This window comes from Mycobacterium lehmannii, assembly GCF_001499925.1.
GTDB lineage: Bacteria > Actinomycetota > Actinomycetes > Mycobacteriales > Mycobacteriaceae > Mycobacterium > Mycobacterium lehmannii.
On sequence record NZ_LQIR01000056.1, the window covers coordinates 121036 to 146320 of the forward strand.

A 25285-nucleotide genomic window follows, 5' to 3' on the forward strand; every position below is an offset into this window, starting at 1 on the left:
CTGGTGTGCAAAAGCGGTCGCTCGCGGCTTGTGGCAGGCCCTGCGCGGGTGTGAAGTGCGCCGCAGGATTAGGAACACGTTCTACTGCTCGATTAGCCTGACGAACTAACAGTTGTCAGGAGGTCTGTAATGGTCGATTCCCGGACCCCGGTCATCGTCGGCGTCGGGCAGTTCACCGAGCGCATCGACGATCCCGGCTATCGGGGCATGTCGGCGGTCGACCTCGCGACCGAGGCGGTGCGTGCCGCGCTCGCCGACACCGGAGTCGACGCCGCGGCGGCCGCGCAGGCCATCGAGACGGTGTACGCGCTGCGCCAGTTCGAGATCTCCGGGCCGATGCCCGCGACGCTGGGCAAGTCGAACAACTATCCGCGGTCGGTGATGGGGCGCGTCGGCGGCGATCCGGCCCGTGTCGTGCTCGAACCGGTCGGCGGGCAGGGGCCGCAGAAGCTCGTCACCGAGGCGGGCAGCGCCATCGCGGCGGGTGAGTTCGACGTGGCGATGGTGATCGGCTCCGAACCGGGTTCGACGGCCCGCTACTGGCGCCGCGCCGCCGAACAAGGACAGACCAAACCCGACTTCACCGAACACGTCGAGGGTCAGCTCGAGGACCGCGGGCACCAGATCCACAAGTACTTCACCGAGTACACCGCATCGCACGGATTAACCGGTGCCGCAGTGCAATACGGGCTGCTGGACAACGCGCGTCGCAGCCGGTTGGGACTCGGCGTCGCCGAATACCGCAGGCAGATGGCCGAACTGTTCGCGCCGTTGTCGAAAGTCGCTGCAAAGAACCCGTTTTCGTCGTCGCCAGTCGAACGGTCGGTGCAGGAGATCGTCACCGTCACCGACGACAACCGGATGATCTGCGACCCCTACCCCCGCCTCCTGGTGGCCCGCGATCAGGTCAACCAGGGCGCCGCCGCGATCATGATGTCGGTGGCGGCCGCACGCCGACTCGGGGTGCCCGAGGAGAAATGGGTATACCTGCACGGGCATTCGGACCTGACCGAGCAGGACCTGTTGGACCGCGTCGACCTCGGCGCCAGCCCCGCGACCGTGCACGCCGTGCGAGAAGCCCTGCGGGTGGCCCAGATCGGTGTCGACGACATCGCCACCTTCGACCTGTACAGCTGCTTTCCCTTCCCGGTGTATGTCGCCTGCGAGGCGCTGGGCATCGACGGCGACGATCCGCGGGGCTTGACTGTGACCGGCGGCCTGCCGTACTTCGGCGGCCCGGGGAACAGCTACTCGCTGCACGCCATCGCCGAGACGGTCTCCCAAATGCGCGATCAGCCGGGACGTTTCGGCTTCGTGGGAGCAAACGGCGGCACCATGAGCAAGTACTCGGTCGGTATCTATTCGACGCTGCCTGTCGACTGGCGGACGAACGACAGCGAGAACCTCGACGCGGACGTCGCGGCACTGCCGAAGGTTCCGGTGACCGAGCGGCCCGACGGTCGCGCGACGATCGAGACCTACTCCGTTCGCTACGACTGGCCGGTCCGCACCGGGATCATCATCGGCAGACTCGATTCGGACAACTCGCGGTTCCTGGCGATCTCCGAGGAGGAGAATCTCGTTGCGTTGATGTCGGATGGAGATCCGCTCGGTGCGGCGATCACCGTGCGTCCGGCGGAGAAGATCAACCGCGCCAGCCTGGCCTGACCGCAAGGGAGGAGCAGTCGTGAAGCCTCTCTCGCTTCTGGCCGCGCTGCTCCTGACCCTGGCCATCGGATGCGGGCAAGGGTCCGAACGTGATTCGCTCATGGTGTTCGCCGCGGCGTCGCTGAAGAAGGCGTTCACCGAGATCGGTGCGCAGTTCGAAAAAGACCACCCCGGCACTCGGGTGGAGTTCTCCTTCGCCGGTTCCTCCGACCTCGCCACGCAGTTGACGCAGGGCGCGCGCGCCGACGTGTTCGCCTCCGCCGATACCGTGAACATGGACAAGGTCGCCGACGCCGGACTGCTCGCGGGTGACCCAGTGAAGTTCGCGTCCAACACCATGTTGATCGTGGTAGCGGCGGGGAATCCCAAGGGGGTCAAGACGATACGTGATCTCACCCGACCCGGGATCGGCGTCGTGGTCTGTGCCCCTCAGGTCCCGTGTGGGTCGGCGACACGGAAGATCGAAGTGGCTGCGGGACTGGACCTCTCGCCCGTCAGCGAGGAATCATCGGTCACCGACGTGCTGAACAAGGTGACGAGCGGTCAGGCCGACGCCGGAATCGTCTATGTCACCGATGCCCGAGATGCAGGAGCCCGCGTCACCGTGGTGCTCGTACAGGAGGCCGCCGATGTGGTCAACGTCTATCCGATTGCGACGCTGAAAGATTCGTCGCAACGCGACCTTGCCCGGGCCTTCGTCGACGCGGTGACGGGCGAGGCGGGACAGCGGGTATTGGGCGCGGCCGGCTTCGGTAAACCCTGATCAGACCAGGGCGGCCAGCTTGCCCGCCAGCCGTTCGACGTACGCGGCGACGTCGTCTTCGGACTTGTCGGGAAGGCCGAACAGCACTTCGGTGACACCGAGATCGGCCCAGCGGGCGAGCTTCTCGGGGTCGGGTTTGAAGTCGAGGGCGACGATCTGCGGTGCTCCGTCCCGGCCCGCGCCCGCCCAGGTGTCCTGCAGTAGCTTGACCGGCTCGTCGATGTCGAAGTCGCGCGGTGTGGTGATCCAGCCGTCGGCGGATCGGGCGATCCACTTGAAGTTCTTCTCGGTGCCCGCCGCGCCGACGAGGACGGGGATGTGCGGTTGGATCGGTTTGGGCCACGCCCAGCTGGGTCCGAAGTTGACGAACTCGCCCTCGTAGGATGCCTCCTCCTGGGTCCACAGCGCCCGCATCGCCTCGAGGTATTCGCGCAGCATGGTGCGCCGGCGACCGGGCGGCACATTGTGGTCGGCGAGTTCGTCGGTGTTCCAGCCGAACCCGACCCCGAGGCTCACGCGGCCACCGGACAGGTGGTCCAGCGTGGCGATCGACTTCGCGAGCGTGATCGGGTCGTGCTCCACCGGCAGCGCCACCGCGGTCGACAACCGGACGCGCGAGGTCACCGCCGCCGCGGTGCCGAGGCTGACCCAGGGATCGAGCGTGCGCATGTAGCGGTCGTCGGGCAGCGACTCGTCGCCGGTCGTCGGATGCGCGGCCTGCCGCTTGATCGGGATGTGGGTGTGTTCGGGCACGTAGAAGGTGGTGAAACCGTGGTCATCGGCCAGCTTGGCCGCCGCCGCGGGCGTGATACCGCGGTCGCTGGTGAACAGAACGAGCCCGTAATCCATGCCCAGAATTAGAACGTGTTTCAGTCTAGGGGGCAAGCGCGGGTTTGGCTCACAGCGAGCGATACCGGCGACGGGAGAGCCGGTGACTGTTGTCATGTCAGACCATGACGACCGAACGCATCGCCGAGCACGTCAAGTTCGCCTACTGGGTGCCCAACGTCAGCGGCGGACTGGTGACCAGCGACATCGAACAGCGCACCGACTGGAACTACGACTACAACGCCAAGCTCGCCAGGACCGCGGAGAACAACGGCTTCGAGTACGCCCTGTCCCAGGTCCGCTACGAGGCCAGCTACGGCGCGGAGTACCAGCACGAGTCGACCAGTTTCTCGTTGGCGCTGTTGCTGGCCACGCAGAAACTGAAGGTGATCGCGGCCGTACATCCGGGGCTGTGGCAGCCCGCGGTGCTGGCCAAGCTCGGCGCCACCGCCGATCACCTCAGCGGCGGCCGGTTCGCGGTCAACGTCGTGTCGGGATGGTTCAAAGACGAGTTCACCCACCTCGGTGAGCCGTGGCTCGAGCACGACGAGCGCTACCGGCGCAGCGCGGAGTTCCTCCAAGTGCTGCGCAAGATCTGGACCGAGGACGACGTTGACTTCCGCGGCGACTTCTACCGCATTCACGACTTCACGCTGAAACCCAAACCGCTCAACACCCCCGAGCGGCCCAATCCCGAACTGTTCCAAGGTGGTAACTCCACGGCCGCGCGGCGCAACGGCGGTCTCTATGCGGATTGGTACTTCTCCAACGGCAAGGACTACGACGGGGTGACCGAGCAGATCGTCGACGTTCGCGGGCACGCCCGCACGGTCGGCCGCGAGGTGCGGTTCGGGCTCAACGGCTTCATCATCGCCCGCGACACCGAGAAGGAGGCGAAGGAGACGCTCAAAGAGATCGTCGCCAAAGCGAACAGACCCGCGGTGGAGGGATTTCGCGCCGCGGTCCAACAGGCCGGCAACGCGACCGCGGACAAGCGCGGCATGTGGGCGGATTCGACGTTCGAGGACTTGGTGCAGTACAACGACGGCTTCCGCGCGCAGCTGATCGGCACACCCGAGCGGATCGCCGAACGCATTGCGGCGTACCGCAAACGCGGAGTCGACCTGATCCTCGGCGGCTTCCTGCACTTCCAGGAGGAGATCGAATACTTCGGCGCGAAGGTGTTGCCGCTGGTCCGCGAAATCGAACAGGCCGAGCAGGACACCGTGGGCGAACCGGTGCTGGTCTCTGCATGACGCGCTGTGCGCTAGCGTGGTTTCGAAGCCCGCCCGAGCACAGGAGAGGCCATGTCGTACCCCCAAGGACCACCCGGTAGCCCGGGATACCCGCAAGCACAGCAGCCGACCACCCAGTTCTCGGCGCCGACGCAGCAGTTCGGCAGGACGCCGGAGAGCTCATCCTCGGCTTCCGACGTCGCGAGCAAGCTGCCTCTCTACTTGGCCGCCGCCGTGGCGCTGTTGGGGCTGGCGGTGTACCTCGCGAGCTTTGCGCCCCTGTTCACGATTTCCGCGTCGGATTTCCCGGGCCTGGGCACCATCAGCGGAAGCTCGTTCGGTCTGGTGCTCGCCGTCGCGGCGTCCCTCGTCGCGGGCCTGCTCGCCGGAACGGCGCTCCTGCCGAGGCAGGGCGTCCACACGTCGGTGTACGCAGTGCTGGCGGTCGCGGCGTTCCTCCTGATCATCGCCGAGGTGATCAACCGGCCCAGCGGTGCCGCGATCGATTGGGGCCTGTACCTGATCATCGCGTTCTCGCTGTTCCAGGCGATCATCGCGGTGGCGGCGCTGCTGTTCGAGTCGGGCGTCATCACGCCGCCTGCGCCGCGTCCGAAGTACGACCAGTCCTACGGGCATCAGCAGTACGGCGCACCGGGCCCGTATTACGGTCACCAGGGCCAGCAGCATCACGGGGGACCGCAGCAGCGGCCGGGATACCCCTCGACCTACCCGGGCGGCTATCCGGGCGGCCCGTCGACCGGCGGCTACCCGGCAGCCCAGCAACAGAGCCATCTCCAGGGGCAGGGGCAGGGGCAGCAGGGCCAGCAGGGGCAGCAGGGTCCGGCGACACCGCCGACCGGTTTCCCCGCGTACGGTCAACCGCCGTCGTCGTCTTCGCAGACATCCTCACCGACGACGCAGACCCCGGAGCAACCGTCGTCTTCCTCGCAGTCGGGTCCGCCGCCTTCCTGAGGTGAGCCAGTAGTCTGAGCCGCGCGTGCGTCACCGCCGCACGGCAGCCTGACACAGGAGCGGCTCAACCAGTGGATCAACGGCCAGTCGGCGCACGCCAGGCGCGTGAGCTGCTCCGGGTCGCGTTCGGGCCGTCGTTGGTGGCGCTTGTCGTCATCGCGGCGATCGTGTTGCTGCAACTGCTGATCGCCAACAGCGACATGACGGGCGCCCTCGGCGCGATCGCGAGCATGTGGCTCGGCGTGCACCTGGTGCCGGTGTCCATCGGCGGCGCCGAGCTCGGGGTGTTGCCTCTGATGCCCGCGCTGGCGATGGTGTGGGGCACTGCGCGCACCACCGCGGCGGCGACCAGTCCCAACGCCTCGTGGTTCGTGACGCGCTGGGTGGTGGCCTCGGCGTTGGGCGGGCCGCTGCTGATCGCCGCGATCGCGCTGGCCGTCGTCCACGACGCCGCCTCGGTGCTCACCGAACTGCAGACCCCGCACGCGTTGCGCGCCTTCGGCGGCGTGCTGGCCGTACACGCGATCGGCGCGATGGTCGGCGTCGGGTCCCGGATCGGGGGGCGGCTGATGGCCCCGACCTCGGGCCGTGCCTCGCTGCCTGCCTGGCTGCCGGACGCGGTCCGCGCCGCGGTCGCGGGTGTGCTCGCGCTCGTCGGCCTGTCGGGTGTGGTGATGGCGGGTTCGCTGGTTGTGCACTGGTCGACGATGGACGAGCTCTACTCGATCACCGACTCGATGTTCGGCCAGTTCAGCCTGACTGTGCTGTCGGTGCTGTACATCCCGAACGTGCTGATCGGAACGGCGGCGGTGGCGGTCGGGTCGAGCGCACACGTCGGGCTGGCCACCTTCAGTTCCTTTACCGTCTTCGGCGGCGACATTCCCGCACTGCCGGTGCTCGCGGCGGTGCCCTCGCCGCCGCTGGGCCCGGTGTGGGTGGCGCTGCTCATCGTCGCGGCGGCCTCGGCGGTGGCGGTCGGGCAGCAGTGCGCGCGACGTCCGCTTCCGGTGGGCCCGGCGATGGGCAAAGTAATCGTCGCGTCGGCGTTGGCCGCACTCACCATGGCGCTGCTCGGCTACGCCGGCGGTGGGCGGCTGGGCAACTTCGGCGACGTCGGCGTCGATCAGACGACGTTCGGGCCCGCGGTGTTTCTGTGGTTCGCCGGAATCGGCGCGTTGACGGTGGTGATGGCCGGCGGCGTGGCCCGCAGACCGCGGGCGCCCAAGACGGTCGTCGCCCCTGACCCCGACGTCGACCCGGAATCCGACGTGGAGGCTGATGCAGCGCCGTTGCCCCAATCCGAGCCGGATTCCGACGACGCCGAACCCGAACACGGGCCCGAGGTCGTCGGCGATGAGCCCCTCGAAGCCGAATCCGAAGCCGAGGCGGGCGTCGAAGCCGCGGACCAGGCTGACACCCCCCCGGACCCACCGAACGACACCGCCAACGACATTGTCGACGACCCCGAAGAGCACTTCATGGCGGACGACGACGGTCCGCCCGGCACCCATTAGGCTGCCAGGCGTGCAGCAACCCCTCCGCGTACCACCGAAGGTTCCTGCGCGGGTTGTGGTGCTGGCGTCGGGTACCGGCTCGCTGCTGCAGTCGCTGTTGGACGCCACCGCGGGCGAATATCCCGCATCGATCGTCGCCGTCGGCGTGGACCGCGACTGCGCTGCCGTCGACATCGCTGCGGCCGCCTCGGTTCCGTCCTTCACCGTGCGACTGCGCGACTACCCGGACCGGGCGGCGTGGGACGCCGCACTCACCGAAGCGACCGCCGCATACGAGCCCGATCTGATCGTCTCCGCTGGATTCATGAAAATCCTTGGGCCGCATTTCCTCTCGCGGTTCATGGGCCACATCATCAACACACATCCGGCGCTGCTGCCCGCCTTTCCCGGCGCGCATGCGGTAGCCGATGCGCTCGCCTACGGCGTCAAGGTGACCGGCTGCAGCGTGCATCTGGTTGACGCGGGAACCGACACGGGGCCGGTGCTGGCGCAGGAGGCGGTGCCCATCCTCGATGACGACGACGAGGCGACACTGCACGAACGGATCAAGGTCGTCGAACGGCGACTTCTGGCCGAGATACTGGCCGCGGTGGCTGTCCGCGGTGTGACCTGGACGGGACGAAAGGCGACATTGGGATGACCGAGGGCAAGCGGCCGATCAGGCGGGCGCTGATCAGCGTCTACGACAAGACCGGCCTCGCCGAGCTGGCCCGCGGGCTGCACGAGGCCGGGGTCAGCATCGTCTCCACCGGGTCGACCGCGAAAACCATTGCCGCCGCGGGTGTTCCGGTGACACCCGTGGAGGAGGTCACCGGCTTCCCCGAGGTGCTCGACGGTCGGGTCAAGACACTGCACCCGCGGGTGCACGCCGGACTGCTCGCCGATCAGCGCAAGCCCGAACACGTCTCGGCGCTGGCCGATCTCGGCGTCGAGGCCTTCGAACTCGTCGTGGTCAACCTTTACCCCTTCGCCGAGACCGTCGCTTCCGGCGCGAGCATCGACGAATGCGTCGAGCAGATCGACATCGGCGGCCCGTCGATGGTTCGGGCCGCCGCGAAGAACCACCCCAGCGTCGCGGTGGTCGTCGACCCGCTGGGTTACGACGGTGTGCTCGCCGCGGTGCGGTCCGGCGGGTTCACGCTGGCCGAACGAAAAATCCTGGCGTCTCTGGCGTTTCGGCACACGGCCGAGTATGACGTCGCCGTCGCCTCCTGGATGGGTGCCGTGCTCGCGCCGGAGGAGCCGGCTCAGAAGCTGCCCGCGTGGGTGGGCGGCACGTGGCGGCGCAGTGCCGTGCTGCGCTACGGCGAGAACCCCCATCAGCAGGCCGCGCTCTACCGCGACGACGCCGGGTGGCCGGGCCTGGCGCAGGCCGAGCAGTTGCACGGCAAGGAGATGTCCTACAACAACTACACCGACGCCGACGCTGCCTGGCGGGCCGCCTTCGACCACCCCGAGATCTGCGTGGCGATCATCAAGCACGCCAACCCGTGCGGTATCGCGATCTCGTCGCAGTCGGTGGCCGACGCGCACCGCAAAGCCCACGAATGCGATCCGCTGTCGGCGTTCGGCGGTGTGATCGCGGCCAACACCGCGGTCTCGGTCGAGATGGCCGAAACCGTCGCCGACATCTTCACCGAGGTGATCATCGCGCCCGCCTACGAAGCCGGCGCGGTGGACGTGCTCACCCGTAAGAAGAACATCCGGGTGTTGGTGGCCTCCGAACCGCGGCCGGGCGGCACCGAGTTCCGCCAGATCAGCGGCGGCCTGCTGGTACAGCAGCGCGACGAGTTCACCGCTGACGGCGACGACCCGCTCAATTGGACGCTGGCCACCGGCGAGCCCGCTGATCCGGCGACGCTGGCGGACCTCAAGTTCGCGTGGCGGGTGTGTCGGGCGGTCAAGTCGAACGCGATCGTCGTCGCTGCGGACGGGGCCACGGTCGGTGTCGGCATGGGCCAGGTGAACCGCGTCGATGCGGCCCGGCTCGCGGTGCAGCGGGCCGGCGACCGGGTGCGCGGCGCGGTCGCCGCCTCCGACGCGTTCTTCCCGTTCCCCGACGGGCTGGAGGTGCTGACCGAAGGCGGCGTCAAGGCGATCGTCCACCCGGGCGGTTCCGTGCGCGACGAGCAGGTCACCGAAGCCGCTGCCAGAGCGGGCATCTCGCTCTACCTGACTGGTGCACGGCACTTCGCGCACTGATGTCTGGTTGATCTCCGCCGAAGACGGCGGGAGGTGGTTATGTTGCACAGCATGGTCACTGCGTCGCGCGCCGCCACCGCCCTGCTGCTGGCGACCTTCCTGCTGGTCTCCTGCACGCGGACCGTCGACGACGCACGCGCTGTCGCGGGTGAGGACCTGTCGGCGGCGGCCGAGTCCGGCGGACTCGACTCGTCGCAGTGCGAGGCCGTCGACGATCCTTTGACGACGATCCCGGCGAAGAACGACAACGAGCCGGTGATGAGGATCCCGACGCCGCCGGGGTGGGAGCGGACCACGATGATGGATTCGGAACTGATCCGCTTCGCCATGCGCAACGACGACCTGACTGCGCAGGGGTTCACGCCGAACGTCGTGGTGACGCTCGAGAGCGCGCCCGGTGTGCAAGATCCGGGCCTGATTTTCACCAACATGCGCGATGCGCTCGAGTCGGGCATCGGCGCCACGGACGTTATTGAGACCGAGGGCACGGTGTGCGGAGTGCCCGCCAGGATGTTTGACTACCAGATGCCGGTGATGGGCAACGTCGCGCCGCATCCGGCCGTCGCGCTCGGCGCGGTGATGCGCACCGAAGGACAGACTTTCGCGGTCAGCGTGACCGTCCAGACGCTGGTTCCCGAGGACCCGACGTATAAGCGGGACAGCCAGACGATCCTCGACGGGTTCCAACTTCTGCCGCCGTCGGCGGGCTGAGTCGACGCGGGGAGCGCACGCGCGCGAGACAAGTCGTAGCTTGGAGTGGTGACTCAACCCCAAGATCTACCCCGCACCGTCGGCGAGCTGAGGGCCTCCGGCCACCGCGAGCGGGGCGTCAAGCAAGAAATCCGGGACAACCTGCTGGCCGCTCTGGCGGAGGGACGCGACGCGTGGCCGGGCATCCTCGGCTTCGAGGACACCGTCATTCCGCAGTTGGAGCGGGCGCTGATCGCAGGCCACGACGTGGTGCTGCTCGGCGAACGCGGTCAGGGCAAGACCCGGCTGCTGCGCGCGCTGACAGGTCTGCTCGACGAGTGGACCCCGGTGATCGCCGGGTCGGAGCTGGGCGAGCACCCGTACGACCCGATCACCCCCGAGTCCATCCGGCGCGCGGCGGACTCGGGCGACGACCTGCCGATCGCGTGGTGGCACCGCAGCGAGCGCTACACCGAGAAGCTGGCCACCCCCGACACCAGCGTGGCCGACCTGGTCGGTGACATCGACCCGATCAAGGTGGCCGAGGGCCGCAGCCTCGGCGACCCGGAGACCATCGCCTACGGCCTGATCCCGAGGGCACACCGGGGCATCGTCGCGATCAACGAACTGCCCGACCTCGCCGAGCGCATCCAGGTGTCGATGCTCAACGTGATGGAGGAGCGCGACATCCAGGTTCGCGGGTACACGTTGCGGTTGCCGCTCGACGTCCTCGTGGTCGCCAGCGCCAACCCGGAGGACTACACCAACCGCGGTCGGATCATCACCCCGCTCAAGGACCGGTTCGGCGCCGAGATCCGCACGCACTACCCGCTGGAACTCGACGCCGAGGTTGGCGTCATCACCCAGGAGGCACACCTGGCCGCCGAGGTGCCCGAGTACCTGATCCAGGTGTTGGCACGGTTCGCCCGTTATCTGCGCGAGTCGCGGTCGATCGACCAGCGCTCAGGGGTTTCGGCGCGCTTCGCGATCGCCGCGGCCGAGACCGTCGCCGCGGCCGCGCGTCACCGGTCGGCGGTGCTCGGGGAGCAGGAGCCGGTGGCCCGCGTGGTCGACCTGGGCTCGGTCGTCGACGTGCTGCGCGGCAAGCTCGAGTTCGAGTCCGGTGAGGAGGGGCGCGAGCAGGCGGTGCTCGAGCACCTGCTGCGGCGGGCCACCGCGGACACCGCACAACGGCTGCTCGGCGGCATCGATGTCGGACCACTGGTGGTCGCGATCGAGAACGGCTCGGCTGTCACCACCGGTGATCGGGTCTCGGCGCGTGAGGTGCTGGCCGCTGTGCCGGAAGTACCCGCGATCGCCGAGATCCAACAGCGGCTCGACGCGAAGTCCGACGGGCAGCGAGCGGCAGCGGTGGAGCTGGCACTCGAGGCGCTGTATCTGGCCAAGCGGATAGACAAGGTGTCGGACGAGGGCGAAACGACCTATGGCTAGACACGTCTCGCGGTATTCGCGATACACCGGCGGGCCCGACCCGCTGGCGCCCCCGATCGATTTGCGCGAGGCGCTCGAGCAGATCGGCCAGGACGTGATGGAGGGCAGTTCGCCGCGCCGCGCGCTGTCGGAGATGTTGCGCCGCGGCACCAAGAACATGCGCGGCGCCGACAAACTCGCCGCCGAGGCCAACCGTCGGCGCCGGGAGTTATTGCAGCGCAACAACCTCGACGGCACACTGGCCGAGGTCAAGAAGCTCCTCGACGAGGCGGTGCTCGCCGAACGCAAGGAGTTGGCGCGTGCTCTGGACGACGACGCGCGGTTCAACGAGATGCGCATCGAGTCGCTGCCGCCGTCGCCCGCCAAGGCCGTCCAGGAGCTGTCGGACTACGAATGGCGAAGCCCCGAGGGCCGCGAAAAGTACGAGCAGATCAAGGATCTGCTCGGCCGCGAGATGCTCGATCAGCGGTTCGCGGGTATGAAGCAGGCGCTGGAGAACGCCACCGACGAGGACCGCCAGCGGGTCAACGAGATGCTCGACGACCTCAACGAGCTGTTGGACAAGCACGCCAGGGGCGAGGACTCCCAGCAAGACTTCGACGACTTCATGAACAAGCACGGCGAGTTCTTCCCCGAGAACCCGCGCAACGTCGACGAACTGTTGGATTCGTTGGCCCAGCGGGCCGCGGCCGCCCAGCGCTTCCGCAACAGCCTGAGCGCCGAGCAGCGCGCCGAGCTGGATGCGTTGGCGCAACAGGCATTCGGTTCCCCCTCGCTGATGAACGCGCTGAACCGCCTCGACTCCCATCTGCAGGCGGCCCGGCCCGGGGAGGACTGGGGCGGTTCGTCGAACTTCTCCGGGGACAACCCGCTCGGCATGGGTGAGGGCGCTCAGGCGATGGCCGACATCGCCGAACTCGAGCAGTTGGCCGAGGCGCTGTCGCAGAGTTATGCCGGCGCCACGATGGAGGACGTCGATCTGGACATGTTGGCCCGCCAGCTGGGTGAGGACGCCGCCGTCGACGCGCGCACGCTGGCCGAGCTGGAACGGGCGCTGATGGACCAGGGGTTCCTCGACCGCGGGTCCGATGGCCAGTGGCGGCTGTCGCCCAAGGCGATGCGCCAGCTCGGGCAGACGGCGCTTCGCGACGTGGCCCAACAGCTTTCGGGTAGGCACGGTGAGCGTGACACCCGCAGGGCGGGCGCGGCCGGCGAGCTGACCGGCGCGACCCGGCCGTGGGCGTTCGGCGACACCGAGCCGTGGAACGTGACGCGCACACTCACCAACGCGGTGCTGCGCCAAGCCGGGAATCCGGAATCGAGCCCGGGCTCACCCATTCAGATCACGGTCGAGGACGTCGAGATCTCCGAGACCGAGACGCGCACCCAGGCGGCGGTGGCGCTGCTGGTCGACACGTCGTTCTCCATGGTGATGGAGAACCGGTGGCTGCCGATGAAGCGCACCGCGCTGGCGCTGAACCATCTCGTCAGCACGCGGTTCCGGTCGGACGCGTTACAGATCATCGCGTTCGGACGCTATGCCCGAACCGTGACGGCCGCCGAGCTCACCGGCCTGGAGGGCGTGTACGAGCAGGGCACCAACCTGCACCATGCGCTCTCGTTGGCCGCGCGCCATCTGCGCCGTCACTCCAACGCCCAGCCGGTGGTGCTCGTGGTCACCGACGGTGAGCCAACCGCACACCTGGAGCGCGGCGTGAACGACGACCGCTCTTCTGCTGTGTTCTTTGACTACCCGCCGCATCCGCGGACGATCGCCCACACGGTCAAGGGCTTCGACGAGGTGGCCGCGCTCGGCGCGCAGGTGACGATTTTCCGGCTGGGAAACGATCCGGGGCTGGCGCGGTTCATCGACCAGGTGGCGCGGCGGGTGGAGGGCCGCGTGGTGGTGCCCGACCTCGACGGGTTGGGCGCCGCGGTTGTCGGTGACTACTTGAGGTCTCGCCGACGACGCTGACGCCGGTGGGATCAGGCGGCCTTGCGCTTCTTGCGCTTGACGCCGACTCGGCCCCACAGGGAGAAGCCGCGGATGCACACGCACGGCGCGCCAGGCGAGCCCTCACCCTCCACGGACCGGTCGAAGGTGCCCATCACCCCGACGCCACGCAGGTCGACGTTGACCTCCGGCGGCACCAGGATCGTCTGGCCCCCGAAGATCGAGTACGAGTGGATTTCCACCTCCGGTGAGGTGAAGTCGGCGTACCGCAAATCCACCACTCCGCCGCCGAAGAGGGCGAACGTGGTCATCCGCCTCGGCACGTTCCAGCGACCGCGGCGCTCGAAGCCGCTCATGATCGCCAGCAGCATCGTCGACGGCGCAGGCCGGCACGGGCCGCCGCTGCGCCCCCGCGTGATCGCGCCGGGCAGGTCAGCCGACAAACGGTCCAGCTCGTCGTACGTCTGCGCGGCATACGCCCTGGTCAGGCGGTCCTCGTACTCGTTGAGTTGAAGTCGGCCCTGGGCGGCGGCATCAGTGAGCAGCTGTGCCACCTGAATTCGATCGGTGTCAGCAGCACGCATCGGACCGCTCCGCGACGCTGGATTGCTCATCGGATACGAGCGTACGACGAACCGTGGCACATGCAAGCAAGTAGGCCAAACTGTGCCCTGACTCGCGAGGGCGAAGAATCTAGATGGGCGAACTTTATTTCCCGGCTGCCAGAAATTCGGCGAACCCGAGCACCCCCATCCGGTTGTGCGGAGCCAGGTTGGCGCCCGATCGCAACTCCTTCCCGATTCGACCAGGCACGGGTACCGCAAGGGGCCGGCGCCGGCTCGCCGTGGCCTCGAGATACATGCGCGCCAACTCCGTGTGGGTGTGCACCTCGGGCCCACCGACGTCCGGCGCCCGGCCCGCCGGTTCGGCGCCGACCAGTTCCACCAGCCGCGCCGCGACGTCGGCGGTGTCGATCGGCTGAAACCGCACCCCGCGAAACGCCCACATCACGGGGGAGTACCGCTGCAGGGCGAAGATGGTCCGGATCAGGTCGTGGAACTGTGTCGCCCGCAGCACCGTGTGGCCGACGCCGGACGCTTCGAGGACCTGTTCGGCGCGCAGCTTCGTGCGGTAGTACGGCAGCGGAATGCGGTCGATGCCCACGATCGACACGTGCACGATGTGCGCGACGCCGGCCCGGCGGGCCGAGGCGACGAGGTTGCGCATCGCCGTGACGTCCTTGTCGCCGATCGGTTGCGTCGCGCAGTTGACCACGACCTCGATACCGTCGACCGCCGCGTCCAGGCCCGCACCCGTCAGCAGGTCGGCCTGGGCCCAGTGCACGCCGGTGTATCCGACATGGCTCTTGCGGCTCAGCGCCCGAACATCGTGGCCGGCGTCGATCGCCTCCGGTACCACGCGGTGGCCCAGCGTGCCCGTTGCCCCGGTGACGAGAACCGTACGTGACATCAGCCTCACACTATGCCCGTGGTCAAGCCCTTCGGAGGCGCCGAGTTCTGCGCAGACGCGGCGACACGGCGAGAATCACACGGTGAATTAGGGTGTTCCCGACGAGAGGCGAGAACCGTGACGCCAGACCAGCAGGAGCAGCAGGAGCGCAGCTCTCGCCTTGGCGGCTTGAACACTCTGCAACAGCGGTTCGAGAGCTCGCCCGTGGGCAGGGTGGTCATCAGTATCGGCATCGTGGTCTTCGTGGTCGTCGGAATCGTATGCAACCTGCCCGACTCGCCGATCAAGCGTGAACTGCTTCCCGTCGTCGAGCCGATCGCGGTGCCCGCCGCGCTCGACCAGAGTTGGGCGATGTATGCCAACCCGAGCAGGCGCCAAGACTCCGTCGAGGTGCAGGTGCGCTTCGCTGGCGGTCAGACCCGGGTGTGGACCTTCGAGCCCGGCGCCGGCGGCGTCGGGTGGTGGGACCGTTGGCTGCTGCTCAGGTATGCCGCCCTTCTGGACTCCGACTTCCGGCGGCAGCTGGCCCACTGGGTGGTCCGAGAGGTGAGTCAGCCGAACGACAAGGCCGTCGGCGTCACGATGCTGCTGCACACCGAGACGTTGACCGCGCCGGGTGAGGAGTCGGCCGAGACCCGGCGCCCCGTAGCCTCCAAACTCCTCTACCAAGAGGATCTGGTGGACGCGCGATGACCGCGGGGGATCGAGTCCGGTCGACGTGGGGTTCCGCCGCCCACCGCTGGAACGCCTTCTTCTTCACCGCTCGGCCCGCCTACCCGCTGGGTCTCGTGCGGATCGGGTTCGGCCTCGTCATCGTCGCCTGGTGCCTGACGCTGCTCCCAGATCTTCTCGGCGTCTTCGGTAGTCAAGGGGTGGAGCCCGAGCATCCCCGGGTGAACTTCCAGTGGAGCATTTTCCAGATATGGCCGGGCGACAACGCGCTTCTCGCCGGGTGGGCGGTGCTGCTGGTGGCCGCCGTCGCGATGACTCTCGGTTGGCACAGTCGGCTGGCGGCGGTCCTCGTTTTCGTTCTGCTGCAGTCTTTTCTGCGACGCGGTGAGCATTTCTTCAACGCCGGGGATTCCATCCTCACCGTCACCGCCCTGGTTCTGGCGCTTTCGTCGTGCGGTGCGGCGCTGTCGCTGGACCAGCGACGGCTCGCCGGTACGTTCTGGACTGCGCAGGCCAGGGCGGTATGGCCGGTCCGGTTGCTGCAGATCCAGTTGTCGATCATCTACCTGGCGACCGTCCAGGCGAAGCTGGCGAACAAGAGCTGGGTGGACGGCTCAGCGGTCTTCTACGCATGGGGGACCGACGGCCGATGGGCGCTGTTGCCTGCTCCGGAGTGGTTGGCGGGCAACGCGATCCTGGTGAACCTCATCGCGTGGGGCACCCTGTTGATCGAACTGGCGCTGGCGATCCTCGTCTGGAGTAGACGCTGGCGGTACTGGGTGCTGGCGGCGGGCGTGGTGATGCACCTGACGATCATGGTCAACCTGAACGTCGCGTTCTTCAGCGTCGCGATGTTCGTGCTGTATCTGGCGTTCGTTCCCGGCGAGGCGATCGGGCGCCTGCCGACGCGGTGGAAAGCCAAGCGCGACAACCGCTTGCCAGATCCGCCACCACCGTCGTCCGAACAGTCGGCGGTGCCCTAGGACTCGGCGGAGCCGGCCCACCTCGGCTGGCGCTTCTCGAGGAAAGCGAGCATGCCTTCGCGGGCCTCCTCGGAGACGAACAACTGCGCGCTCTGCGCGGTGAGCTCTTCGGCGCGACGGTCGAAGGATTCCAGGATGGGCGCTGTGACCAACGCCTTCGAGGTCGCCAACCCCTGCGGCGACGCCTTGCTGATCGCGGCGGTCAACTCGGCGACGGTGGCATCGACATCGTCGGACGCGATCGTGATCAGCCCCATGTCGGCCGCCTCCGCGGCTCCGAACTTCTCGCCGGTGACGAAGTAGCGGCTCGCCGCGCGACTGGTCATCCTGGGGAGCAGGGTCAACGAGATGATCGACGGCGCCACACCGATGCGGGCCTCGGTCAGCGCGAAGGTGCTCTTGCTGCCGGCCACCACGACGTCGCATGCGCCGACCAGCCCGAGCCCGCCGGCGCGGACGTGCCCGTCGATCACGCCCACCACCGGGACCGGCAGCTCGAGGATGCGGCGCAGCAGCCGGGTCATCTCGCGGGCACGGTCGACGGCCAGGTCGCCCGGGTCGCGCCCCGCGGCTTCACTGAGATCGGCTCCCGCACAGAATGTTCCGCCGGTATGACCCAGCACGACGACCCGCACGCCGGGATCCGCGACGGCGTCGGTGAAGCCCTGGTGCAGCTGTTCGACCAGCGTGGTCGACAAGGCGTTGCGGTTGTCCGGTGAGTCGAGGGTGAGTCGGGCGACGGGCCCGTCGACCGCGTAGCCGACCAGTGCGCTCATCAGTACGGCCCTATCAGTAGGAACGGGGCAGCCCGAGAGAGGTCTGCGCGATGAAGTTCAGGATCATCTCCCGGCTGACCGGCGCGATACGGGCGAGCTTCGACGCCGTCACCGCGGCGGCGATGCCGTACTCCTTGGTCAGGCCGTTGCCGCCCATCGACTGCACCGCCTGATCGACCGCGCGAACCGAGGCCTCACCTGCGGCGTACTTGGCCATGTTCGCCGCCTCGGCGGCACCGACGTCGTCTCCCGCGTCGTACAGCGATGCCGCCTTCTGCATCATGAGCTTCGCCAGTTCGATCTCGATATGGTTCTGCGCCAACGGGTGTGACAGCCCCTGGTGGGCGCCAATCGGTGTCTTCCAGACCTGACGGGTCTTGACGTAGTCGACGGCTTTGTCGATCGCGAACCGGCCCATGCCGACCGCGCTCGCGGCGCCCATGATGCGCTCGGGGTTCAAGCCGGCGAACAGCTGCGCGATCGCGGCGTCCTCGGAGCCGACCAATGCGTCGGCGGGCAGCCGGACCTCGTCGAGGAAGAGCTGGAATTGGTTCTCCGGGCTGACCAGTTCCATCTCGATCTTGTTCGCGCTCAACCCTTTTGTGTCGGTCGGCACGATGAACAGCGCCGGGCGAAGAGATTCGGATTTGTGGGCTCCCTCTTTATAGGCACGGCCGACGACGAGCACCGCCTGCGCCTGATCGACGCCGGAGATGTACACCTTCTGGCCGGACAGGATCCAGTCGGCGCCGTCGCGGCGCGCGGTGGTGGTGATGCGGTGGCTGTTGGAACCGGCGTCGGGTTCGGTGATCGCGAACGCCATCGTGATGGACCCGTCGGCGATGCCGGGCAGCCAGCGCTTCTTCTGGTCGTCGGTGCCGAACTTGGCGATGATGGTGCCGTTGATCGCGGGCGAAACGACCATCAGCAGCAGCGGGCAGCCCGCCGCCGACATCTCCTCCATCACGATCGACAGCTCATACATGCCTGCGCCGCCGCCACCGTACTCTTCGGGCAAATTCACCCCTATGAACCCGAGTTTGCCTGCCTCCGACCACAACTCGTCGGTGTGTTCGTCGGCGCGGGCCTTCTCCAGGTAGTAATCCTGGCCGAAGTTCGCGGCCATCGCGGCGACCGACTTGCGTAACGCGTGCTGCTCTTCGGTCTCGAGAAAACTGCTCACTGTTCTCCTTCGGATCGGGCGACGACTCGGGCGATGACGAAGCCGACATCGACTTGTTGACCGGGTTCGACGTTGAGTTCGGCGAGCACACCGTCGCTGGGTGCGGTGACGGTGTGCTCCATCTTCATGGCTTCCAACCACACCAGCGGTTGGCCTGCGGTGACGGTGTCGCCGGCCGCGGCGCCGACGCGCAGCACAGAGCCGGGCATCGGCGCCAACAACGAGCCGTGAGCGACGGCGTCGTCGGGGTCCCCGAACCGGGGTTTGGCGGTGAGATGCACCGGGCCCGAGGGTGAGTCGACGAACACGTCCTGGCCGTAGCGTGCCACCTCGAACGGCCGGTCCACGCCTGCCACGGTCAATACGATCCGCGTCGGTGATGCCGAGAGGAGCGACACGTCGTCGTGGTCGGGCAACTCGAGACCCGAGCGGGTGAACCGGTACCGGACGTCGTGCTCGATGCCGCCGATGTCCGCGTATCGCTTGATCTGATGCCCCGACGCCAGATTGCGCCAACCGCTGGGGGCTGCCGCGAATGCCGTCGCAGCGCTGCGGTTCTCGGCCGCATCGGCAAGGGCGGCGGCCAGTGCCGACAACGCGACCGTGCGGTCGTCGGTGAGCGGTGCCGACAATGCTCCCAGCCCGTGGGTGTCGAAGAACGCGGTGTCGGTGGCGCCGTCGAGGAACGCCGGATGACGAAGCACGTTGACCAGCAGATCGCGGTTGGTGCGCACGCCGTGAATGCGACTGCGCGACAGTGCATCGGCGAGGATGGCGGCCGCCTGGCGACGGTGGGGCGAATAGGAGATCACCTTGGCCAGCATCGGGTCGTAGAAGATCGACACCACCGATCCGTCGACCACCCCGGAATCCACCCGGACGTTGGCCGGGACCTCGAACCGGTGCACGGTGCCTGCCTGCGGCTGCCAGCCCTTCGCCGGATCTTCGGCGTAGAGGCGCGCCTCGATGGCATGGCCCCGTGAGGGCGGCGGTTCGGCGTCGAGCCTGCCCCCGTCGGCGACAAGCAGTTGCAGTTCAACCAGATCCAAGCCGGTGGTCGCTTCGGTCACTGGGTGTTCGACCTGGAGCCGGGTGTTCATCTCGAGGAAGTAGAAGTCGCCGGACGCGTCGGCCATGAACTCCACGGTGCCGGCTCCGGTGTAGCCGATCGCGGTCGCGGCAAGCCGCGCGGCATCGAACAGCTTGGCGCGCATACCCGGTGTGCGCTCGACGAGCGGCGAGGGCGCCTCTTCGATGATCTTCTGGTGGCGCCGCTGGATCGAGCACTCGCGTTCACCGACCGCCCAGACGGTGCCGTGTTCGTCGGCGAGCACCTGAACCTCAACATGGTGCCCGCTGGCCAGGTAGCGCTCGCAGAACACCGTCGGGTCGCCGAATGCGGATGCCGCCTCCCTGCGGGCGGCTTCGACTTGGCCCGGCAACTCCGACAACTCACGCACCACGCGCATGCCGCGGCCCCCGCCGCCCGCCGAGGCCTTGATCAACACGGGCAGTTGATCGGAGGTCACGCCGTCGGGGTCCAGCTCGTCGAGTACGGGGACACCCGCGGCGGCCATCATCTTCTTCGCCTCGATCTTGCTGCCCATCGAGGCGACCGCCGCGGGAGGCGGCCCAATCCAGGTCAGGCCCGCCTCACCTACCGCGCGCGCGAAATCGCCGTTCTCCGACAAGAACCCGTATCCCGGATGAACGGCGTCGGCGCCTGCGGCCGCAGCCGCGGCGATCAGCTGATCGACGTCGAGGTATCCGGTGCGGCCGCTCAGGCGTACCCGCGCGTCGGCTTCGCCGACATGCGGGGAGCGCTCGTCGGGGTCGGTGTAGACGGCGACCGTACCGATGCCGAGTCTCCTGCATGTCGCGAACACCCGACGGGCGATCTCACCGCGGTTGGCGACCAGAACTCGAGTGATCATGTGCTTCTCCCGCGCCGAGTCTGAAGATGTGATCGAGACGTCCGCGAGATATCGCGCATGAGTTCTGTTTCGGGAGACGAGGACATCGCGCTCACATCCGGAAGACGCCGAAGTTCGACGTCCCCTCGATCGGGCCATTGGCAATGGCGGACAGACACATTCCGAGGACGGTGCGGGTGTCGCGGGGATCGATCACGCCATCGTCGTAGAGCCGGCCCGACAGGAACATCGGAAGCGATTCGGCGTCGATCTGCGCTTCCACCGCGGCTCGCAGCGCAGCATCGGCGTCCTCGTCCACGGCCTGGCCGCGGGCCTCGGCGGCGGCGCGGCTGACGATCGACAGCACTCCCGCCAGCTGTGTTCCGCCCATCACCGCGGATTTGGCGCTGGGCCAGGCGAACAGGAACCGCGGGTCGTAAGCGCGGCCGCACATTCCGTAGTGACCAGCGCCGTACGAGGCTCCGATCAGCAGCGAGATGTGTGGCACGGTCGAGTTCGAGACGGCGTTGATCATCATCGAGCCGTGTTTGATCATGCCGCCCTCCTCGTACTTGCGGCCGACCATATATCCGGTCGTGTTGTGCAGGAACAACAGTGGGGTGTTCGACCGGTTCGCCAGCTGGATGAACTGGGTGGCCTTCTGCGACTCCTCGCTGAACAGGACGCCGCGTGCGTTGGCCAGGATGCCGATCTGGTAACCGTAGAGCCTTGCCCACCCCGTCACCAGTGACGAGCCGTACATCGGCTTGAACTCGTCGAATTCCGACCCGTCGACGACGCGGGCGATCACATCGCGCGGATCGAACGGGATGCGCAGATCCGCGGGCACGATGCCGACCAGTTCTTCGGCGTCGTAGAGGGGTTCGACGACCTGTGCGGGCTTCGGGCCTCGCTTGTGCCAGTCCAGCCGGGCGACGACGCGGCGCCCGATGCGGATGGCGTCGGCCTCGTCGAGCGCGAAGTAATCGGCCAGACCCGAGGTGCGGGCGTGCATTTCGGCTCCGCCGAGAGACTCGTCGTCGGCTTCTTCGCCGGTGGCCATCTTCACCAGCGGCGGCCCGGCCAAAAATACCTTGGACCGCTCCTTGATCATCACGACGTGGTCGGACATGCCGGGGATGTAGGCCCCACCTGCGGTCGAGTTGCCGAACACCAGGGCGACCGTTGGAATGCCGGCCGCGGACAACCTGGTCAGGTCGCGGAACATCTGCCCGCCGGGGATGAAGATCTCCTTCTGTGTCGGCAGGTCCGCCCCGCCGGACTCCACCAGAGAGATCAGCGGCAGCCGGTTCTGCAATGCAATCTGGTTGGCGCGCAGGATCTTCTTCAGCGTCCACGGGTTGCTGGTGCCGCCCTTGACGGTGGGATCGTTGGCGACGAGCAAGCATTCGACGCCCTCGACCGCACCGATGCCGGTGACCACGCTGGCGCCGACGGTGAAGTCGCTGCCCCACGCGGCGAGCGGGCTCAGCTCCAGAAACGGTGAGTCGGGGTCGATCAGCAGCTCGATGCGCTCGCGGGCGGTCAGCTTGCCGCGGTCGTGGTGCCGCTGCACGTACTTCTCGCCGCCGCCGGCCAGCGCTTTGGCGTGTTCGGTGTCGAGTTCGGCGAGCTTGGCGGTCATCGCGGCCGCCGCCTCGCCGAACGTGGGCGATGCGGTGTCGAGCGTGGATCGAAGAGCGGTCACGACTGGTATCCCAACGTCTTGGCGGCCAGTGAGGTGAGTATTTCGGTTGTGCCGCCGCCGATCCCGAGGATCCGCATGTCGCGGTACTGACGTTCGACCTCGGACTCGGCCATGTAGCCCATGCCGCCGAACAGTTGGACGGCCTGGTTGGCCACCCATTCGCCGGCCTCGACGGCGGTGTTCTTGGCGAAGCACACTTCGGCGATGAGGTTGGTCTCACCATGAATCTGCCGTTCGACGACGTGGCGGGTGTACACCCGTGCCACATCGATCCGCCGCGCCATCTCGGCCAGCGTGTTCTGGACCTGCTGTCGTGAGATCAGCGGGCGGCCGAAGGTTTCCCGGTTGCGGCACCACTCGACGGTGAGGTCGAGGCAGCGCTGCGCGCCGGCGTAGGCCTGCGCGGCGAGTCCGACCCGTTCGGAGACGAACGCCGCCGCGATCTGCAGGAAGCCCGAGTTCTCCACGCTGACGAGGTTGGCGGCGGGGACCCGAACGTCGGTGTAGGACAGTTCGGCGGTATCCGAGGAGCGCCAGCCCATCTTGTCCAGCTTGCGGGTGACTTCAAAGCCGGGAGTCCCCTTGTCCACGACAATCAACGAGATCCCAGCCGCGCCCGGCCCGCCGGTGCGCACCGCGGTCACGACGTAGTCGGCGCGCACACCCGACGTGATGTACGTCTTGGCGCCGTTGACGATGTAGTCCCCATCTCCCGAGCCGTCTCGCACCGCCTTCGTCGTGAGGTGTCCGACATCCGAGCCGCCGCCCGGTTCGGTGATCGCGAGGCTGCCGATCTTCTCGCCGCGCAGAGTGGGCCGCACGTACGTCTCGATCAACCGCTCGTCGCCCGAAGCGATCATGTGCGGCACTGCAATTCCCGAGGTGAACAGCGAGGCGAACACTCCGCCGGGTGAGCCGGCGTAGTGCATCTCCTCGCAGATCACCACCGCGTCGGCCCCGTCGCCGCCGCCCCCGCCGACCGCTTCGGGGAACCCCGCGCCCAACAGCCCGGCCTGGCCGGCCTTGAGGTGCAGGTCGCGGGGCAGCTCGCCGTCGCGTTCCCACTCGTCGACGTGGGGGAGCACCTCACGCTCGACGAACGTCCGCACGGTCTTGCGCAGTTGTTCGCGTTCGGGAGTGTGCCAAATGCTCACGCCAACAGCTCCTCTGGGATGTCTTCACCCAATTCGACAGGAATGTCGACGACCCTGCTGCGCAGCCATTCGCCGAGCCCCTTCGCCTGCGGATCGAACCGGGCCTGGTAGGCGACACCCTCGCCGAGGATGTCTTCGATGACGAAGTTGACCGCGCGGAGGTTGGGCAGCACGTAGCGCGAGACCGGCAGATCCGCTGTCTCGGGCAGGAGTTCGCGTAACTTGTCGATGGTCAGCATGTGTGAGAGCCACCGCCACTGCCGGTCGGTCCTCACCCATACGCCGATGTTCGCGCTGCCGCCCTTGTCCCCGCTGCGGGCGCCTGCGATGAGGCCGAGAGGTGCGCGTCTCGTCTCGCCGAACGGAATCGGCTCGGGGAGGGCGGCCGGCGGCACAGGCGCCAGATCCAGAGTTTCCCCCGCGGGCGGTATGTCGACATGGGAACCGTCGGCGTGCACGGCGACGTGGGGCACCTCGGCGGCGGCGACGTAGGCCGGCCTGAACACGCCGTAGACCTGCCCTTGAGAGGGCGGGCTGGTGGCATGGAAGCCCGGATAGCTTGCCAACGCGAGTTCGACTGCCGCGGAGGAGAATTGGCGGCCCACGTTCTCGGGATCGGGGTCACGGACCACGCAGCGCAACAGGGCGCTCGCGGCCTCTTCGGTGTCGGCGTCGGGATGGTCGGTGCGCGCCAGGGTCCACTCGAGCTGGGCCGGTTTCACCGTCAGGGCCGCCTCGAGCTGGCGCCGCACCAATTCCGCCTTGGCCTCGATGTCGAGACCCGTCAGCACGAGCGTCATCTCGTTGCGGAATCCGCCGATGCTGTTGAGCGAGACCTTCAGCGCGGGCGGCGGCGGCTCACCGCGCACACCGGAGATCTGAACCCGGTCCGGTCCGTCGCCGGACAACTCGATGCTGTCGACGCGCAGCGTCGCGTCGGGGTTGGCGTAACGCGCCCCGCCGATCTCGTACAGCAGTTGCGCTGTGACCGTGTCGACGGTGACCGCGCCGTCAGTGCCCGGGTGTTTGGTGATGACCGAGGAACCGTCCGAGTGGATCTCGGCGAGCGGAAACCCCGGCCGGGTCAAAGCGCCGAGATCGGGAAAGTCGCGGGCGAAGAACGCGTAATTGCCGCCGGTGGCCTGGGCGCCGCATTCGATGACATGGCCGGCCGCGACCGCGCCGGCGAGCCGGTCGTAGTCGGTGCGATCCCAGCCGTGGTGTGCGGCGGCCGGCCCGACGGTCACGGATGCGTCGGTCACGCGCCCGGTCACGACCACGTCGGCGCCGGAGTCGAGGCACTCGGCGATGCCCCAGGCGCCCAGGTACGCATTGGCTGCCAGAACCGAGCCGAAGCCGAACTCGTCCGCGCGCCCGAGCAGGTCGTCGCCCTCGACGTGCGCCACGTTGACCGTCAACCCCAACCGTTCCGCGAGCGCCCGCACCGCGGCGGCGAGCCCGGCCGGGTTGAGCCCGCCGGCGTTGGTGACGATGCGCACACCCCGGTCGAGTGCCAGGCCGAGGCACTCCTCGAGTTGGGTCAGGAACGTCTTGGCGTAGCCGCGTTCAGCCGACTTGGCGCGGTCGCGCGCCAGGATCAGCATCGTCAGCTCGGCGAGATAATCGCCGGTCAGGTAGTCGAGATCGCCGCCGATGAGCATTTCGCGCATGGCCGCGAGCCGGTCGCCGTAGAACCCCGAGCAGTTGCCGATCCGGACCGGACCACGTGCAGAGCTCACGCGGGCTCCCTTCGTCGCGGACGCTGCCAACCAACCGGTAGGTTAACGATGACCAGCGGTACCGCGTCAAGGTTCGGGGCATCGACTTCCGCTGTTTTGGAGGCTACGCAGGTCGTTGGCTATCCTGAAAGACACTTGCCGGCGCCTAACCGCGCGCGCGGCGCCAGACTTACCCCCTCAAGAGGAGATCTCGACCATGGCTGTGCCCAAGCGCAGGATGTCGCGCGCGAACACCCGTAGCCGGCGCGCGCAGTGGAAGGCCAAGCGCACGGAACTCGTGAGCGTCAACGTCGCCGGTCAGCAGCACAAGGTGCCGCGCCGGCTGCTCAAGGCCGCCCGCCTCGGCCTGATCGACCTCGACCGCCGCTAACCCGGCGCCGGGCGCACCGGGTCCGGCGCGCCTCTCAGG

22 protein-coding genes are annotated in these 25285 nt (G+C 67.9%); 13 read left to right on the forward strand and 9 right to left on the reverse strand.

Annotation, left to right across the window (positions count from 1 at the left end):
* Positions 1 to 129 precede the first annotated feature (129 nt).
* Positions 130 to 1668 (forward strand): acetyl-CoA acetyltransferase, encoded by a 1539-nt coding sequence (locus tag AU192_RS21290; protein WP_064399498.1) that lies wholly within the window; start codon positions 130 to 132, stop codon positions 1666 to 1668.
* Positions 1669 to 1687: 19 nt separating this feature from the next.
* Positions 1688 to 2431: a molybdate ABC transporter substrate-binding protein gene (gene modA / locus AU192_RS21295; protein ID WP_064399499.1), complete on the forward strand. Its 744-nt coding sequence runs from the start codon at positions 1688 to 1690 to the stop codon at positions 2429 to 2431.
* Here the strand turns inward: modA and AU192_RS21300 are convergent, their stop codons facing one another.
* Complete coding sequence (locus AU192_RS21300; RefSeq protein WP_064399500.1) at positions 2432 to 3280, reverse strand: LLM class F420-dependent oxidoreductase; 849 nt, start codon at positions 3278 to 3280, stop codon at positions 2432 to 2434. It abuts the gene before it with no gap.
* A 104-nt stretch (positions 3281 to 3384) separates the two neighbouring features.
* Between AU192_RS21300 and sfnG the strand changes: the two genes are divergently transcribed.
* The 8 genes from sfnG to AU192_RS21340 all read left to right on the forward strand — a co-directional run bounded on the left by sfnG (position 3385) and on the right by AU192_RS21340 (position 13299).
* Complete coding sequence (sfnG, locus tag AU192_RS21305) at positions 3385 to 4515, forward strand: dimethylsulfone monooxygenase SfnG (protein ID WP_064399501.1); 1131 nt, start codon at positions 3385 to 3387, stop codon at positions 4513 to 4515.
* 51 nt (positions 4516 to 4566) lie between these two features.
* Positions 4567 to 5466, forward strand: a complete 900-nt coding sequence (locus tag AU192_RS21310; protein ID WP_064399502.1) for a DUF5336 domain-containing protein — start codon at positions 4567 to 4569, stop codon at positions 5464 to 5466.
* 71 nt (positions 5467 to 5537) lie between these two features.
* Positions 5538 to 6980 (forward strand): cell division protein PerM, encoded by a 1443-nt coding sequence (locus tag AU192_RS21315; RefSeq protein ID WP_064399503.1) that lies wholly within the window; start codon positions 5538 to 5540, stop codon positions 6978 to 6980.
* A gap of 10 nt (positions 6981 to 6990) precedes the next feature.
* On the forward strand, positions 6991 to 7620 hold the full coding sequence (gene purN / locus AU192_RS21320) for a phosphoribosylglycinamide formyltransferase (RefSeq protein WP_064399504.1): 630 nt from the start codon (positions 6991 to 6993) through the stop codon (positions 7618 to 7620).
* On the forward strand, positions 7617 to 9182 hold the full coding sequence (gene purH / locus AU192_RS21325; protein WP_064399505.1) for a bifunctional phosphoribosylaminoimidazolecarboxamide formyltransferase/IMP cyclohydrolase: 1566 nt from the start codon (positions 7617 to 7619) through the stop codon (positions 9180 to 9182). The genes purN and purH overlap by 4 nt, the downstream gene beginning before the upstream one ends.
* A gap of 51 nt (positions 9183 to 9233) precedes the next feature.
* Positions 9234 to 9893, forward strand: coding sequence for a hypothetical protein (locus AU192_RS21330; protein ID WP_064399615.1), 660 nt, complete (start codon positions 9234 to 9236; stop codon positions 9891 to 9893).
* A gap of 48 nt (positions 9894 to 9941) precedes the next feature.
* A complete protein-coding gene (locus AU192_RS21335; protein WP_064399616.1) occupies positions 9942 to 11324 on the forward strand; it encodes a sigma 54-interacting transcriptional regulator in 1383 nt (460 codons plus the stop codon).
* The gene (locus AU192_RS21340; RefSeq protein WP_064399506.1) at positions 11317 to 13299 is read left to right on the forward strand and encodes a VWA domain-containing protein; all 1983 of its coding nucleotides are present in this window, start codon (positions 11317 to 11319) and stop codon (positions 13297 to 13299) included. The genes AU192_RS21335 and AU192_RS21340 overlap by 8 nt, the downstream gene beginning before the upstream one ends.
* Before the next feature lie 11 nt (positions 13300 to 13310).
* Here AU192_RS21340 and AU192_RS21345 read toward each other — a convergent pair whose 3' ends face one another.
* Positions 13311 to 13892, reverse strand: a complete 582-nt coding sequence (locus tag AU192_RS21345) for a DUF1707 SHOCT-like domain-containing protein (protein WP_064399507.1) — start codon at positions 13890 to 13892, stop codon at positions 13311 to 13313.
* A 94-nt stretch (positions 13893 to 13986) separates the two neighbouring features.
* Positions 13987 to 14748 carry an SDR family oxidoreductase gene (locus AU192_RS21350; RefSeq protein ID WP_064399508.1) on the reverse strand — a complete coding sequence of 254 codons (762 nt, stop codon included), beginning with the start codon at positions 14746 to 14748 and terminating at the stop codon, positions 13987 to 13989.
* 117 nt (positions 14749 to 14865) lie between these two features.
* On the opposite strand from AU192_RS21350, the gene AU192_RS21355 reads away from it, so the two are divergent.
* Positions 14866 to 15441: a hypothetical protein gene (locus tag AU192_RS21355; RefSeq protein ID WP_133148051.1), complete on the forward strand. Its 576-nt coding sequence runs from the start codon at positions 14866 to 14868 to the stop codon at positions 15439 to 15441.
* Positions 15438 to 16403 (forward strand): HTTM domain-containing protein, encoded by a 966-nt coding sequence (locus tag AU192_RS21360; protein ID WP_064399510.1) that lies wholly within the window; start codon positions 15438 to 15440, stop codon positions 16401 to 16403. Before AU192_RS21355 ends, AU192_RS21360 begins: the two co-directional genes overlap by 4 nt.
* Here the strand turns inward: AU192_RS21360 and AU192_RS21365 are convergent.
* The 6 genes from AU192_RS21365 to AU192_RS21390 form a co-directional block, all read right to left on the reverse strand.
* Positions 16400 to 17179: an enoyl-CoA hydratase family protein gene (locus tag AU192_RS21365; RefSeq protein ID WP_064399511.1), complete on the reverse strand. Its 780-nt coding sequence runs from the start codon at positions 17177 to 17179 to the stop codon at positions 16400 to 16402. The genes AU192_RS21360 and AU192_RS21365 overlap by 4 nt on opposite strands.
* A gap of 13 nt (positions 17180 to 17192) precedes the next feature.
* Positions 17193 to 18377, reverse strand: a complete 1185-nt coding sequence (locus AU192_RS21370; protein ID WP_278183975.1) for an acyl-CoA dehydrogenase family protein — start codon at positions 18375 to 18377, stop codon at positions 17193 to 17195.
* A complete protein-coding gene (locus AU192_RS21375) occupies positions 18359 to 20296 on the reverse strand; it encodes an acetyl/propionyl/methylcrotonyl-CoA carboxylase subunit alpha (RefSeq protein ID WP_064399513.1) in 1938 nt (645 codons plus the stop codon). The genes AU192_RS21370 and AU192_RS21375 overlap by 19 nt, the downstream gene beginning before the upstream one ends.
* Positions 20297 to 20387: 91 nt before the next feature.
* Positions 20388 to 21983: an acyl-CoA carboxylase subunit beta gene (locus AU192_RS21380; protein WP_064399514.1), complete on the reverse strand. Its 1596-nt coding sequence runs from the start codon at positions 21981 to 21983 to the stop codon at positions 20388 to 20390.
* The gene (locus AU192_RS21385) at positions 21980 to 23137 is read right to left on the reverse strand and encodes an acyl-CoA dehydrogenase family protein (protein ID WP_064399515.1); all 1158 of its coding nucleotides are present in this window, start codon (positions 23135 to 23137) and stop codon (positions 21980 to 21982) included. The genes AU192_RS21380 and AU192_RS21385 overlap by 4 nt, the downstream gene beginning before the upstream one ends.
* Positions 23134 to 24876: an acyclic terpene utilization AtuA family protein gene (locus AU192_RS21390; protein ID WP_082695099.1), complete on the reverse strand. Its 1743-nt coding sequence runs from the start codon at positions 24874 to 24876 to the stop codon at positions 23134 to 23136. The genes AU192_RS21385 and AU192_RS21390 overlap by 4 nt, the downstream gene beginning before the upstream one ends.
* Positions 24877 to 25072: 196 nt before the next feature.
* Here AU192_RS21390 and rpmF point away from each other — a divergent pair, with 196 nt between their 5' ends.
* Positions 25073 to 25246 carry a 50S ribosomal protein L32 gene (gene rpmF / locus AU192_RS21395; protein ID WP_059098102.1) on the forward strand — a complete coding sequence of 58 codons (174 nt, stop codon included), beginning with the start codon at positions 25073 to 25075 and terminating at the stop codon, positions 25244 to 25246.
* The last annotated feature ends 39 nt before the right edge of the window (positions 25247 to 25285 follow it).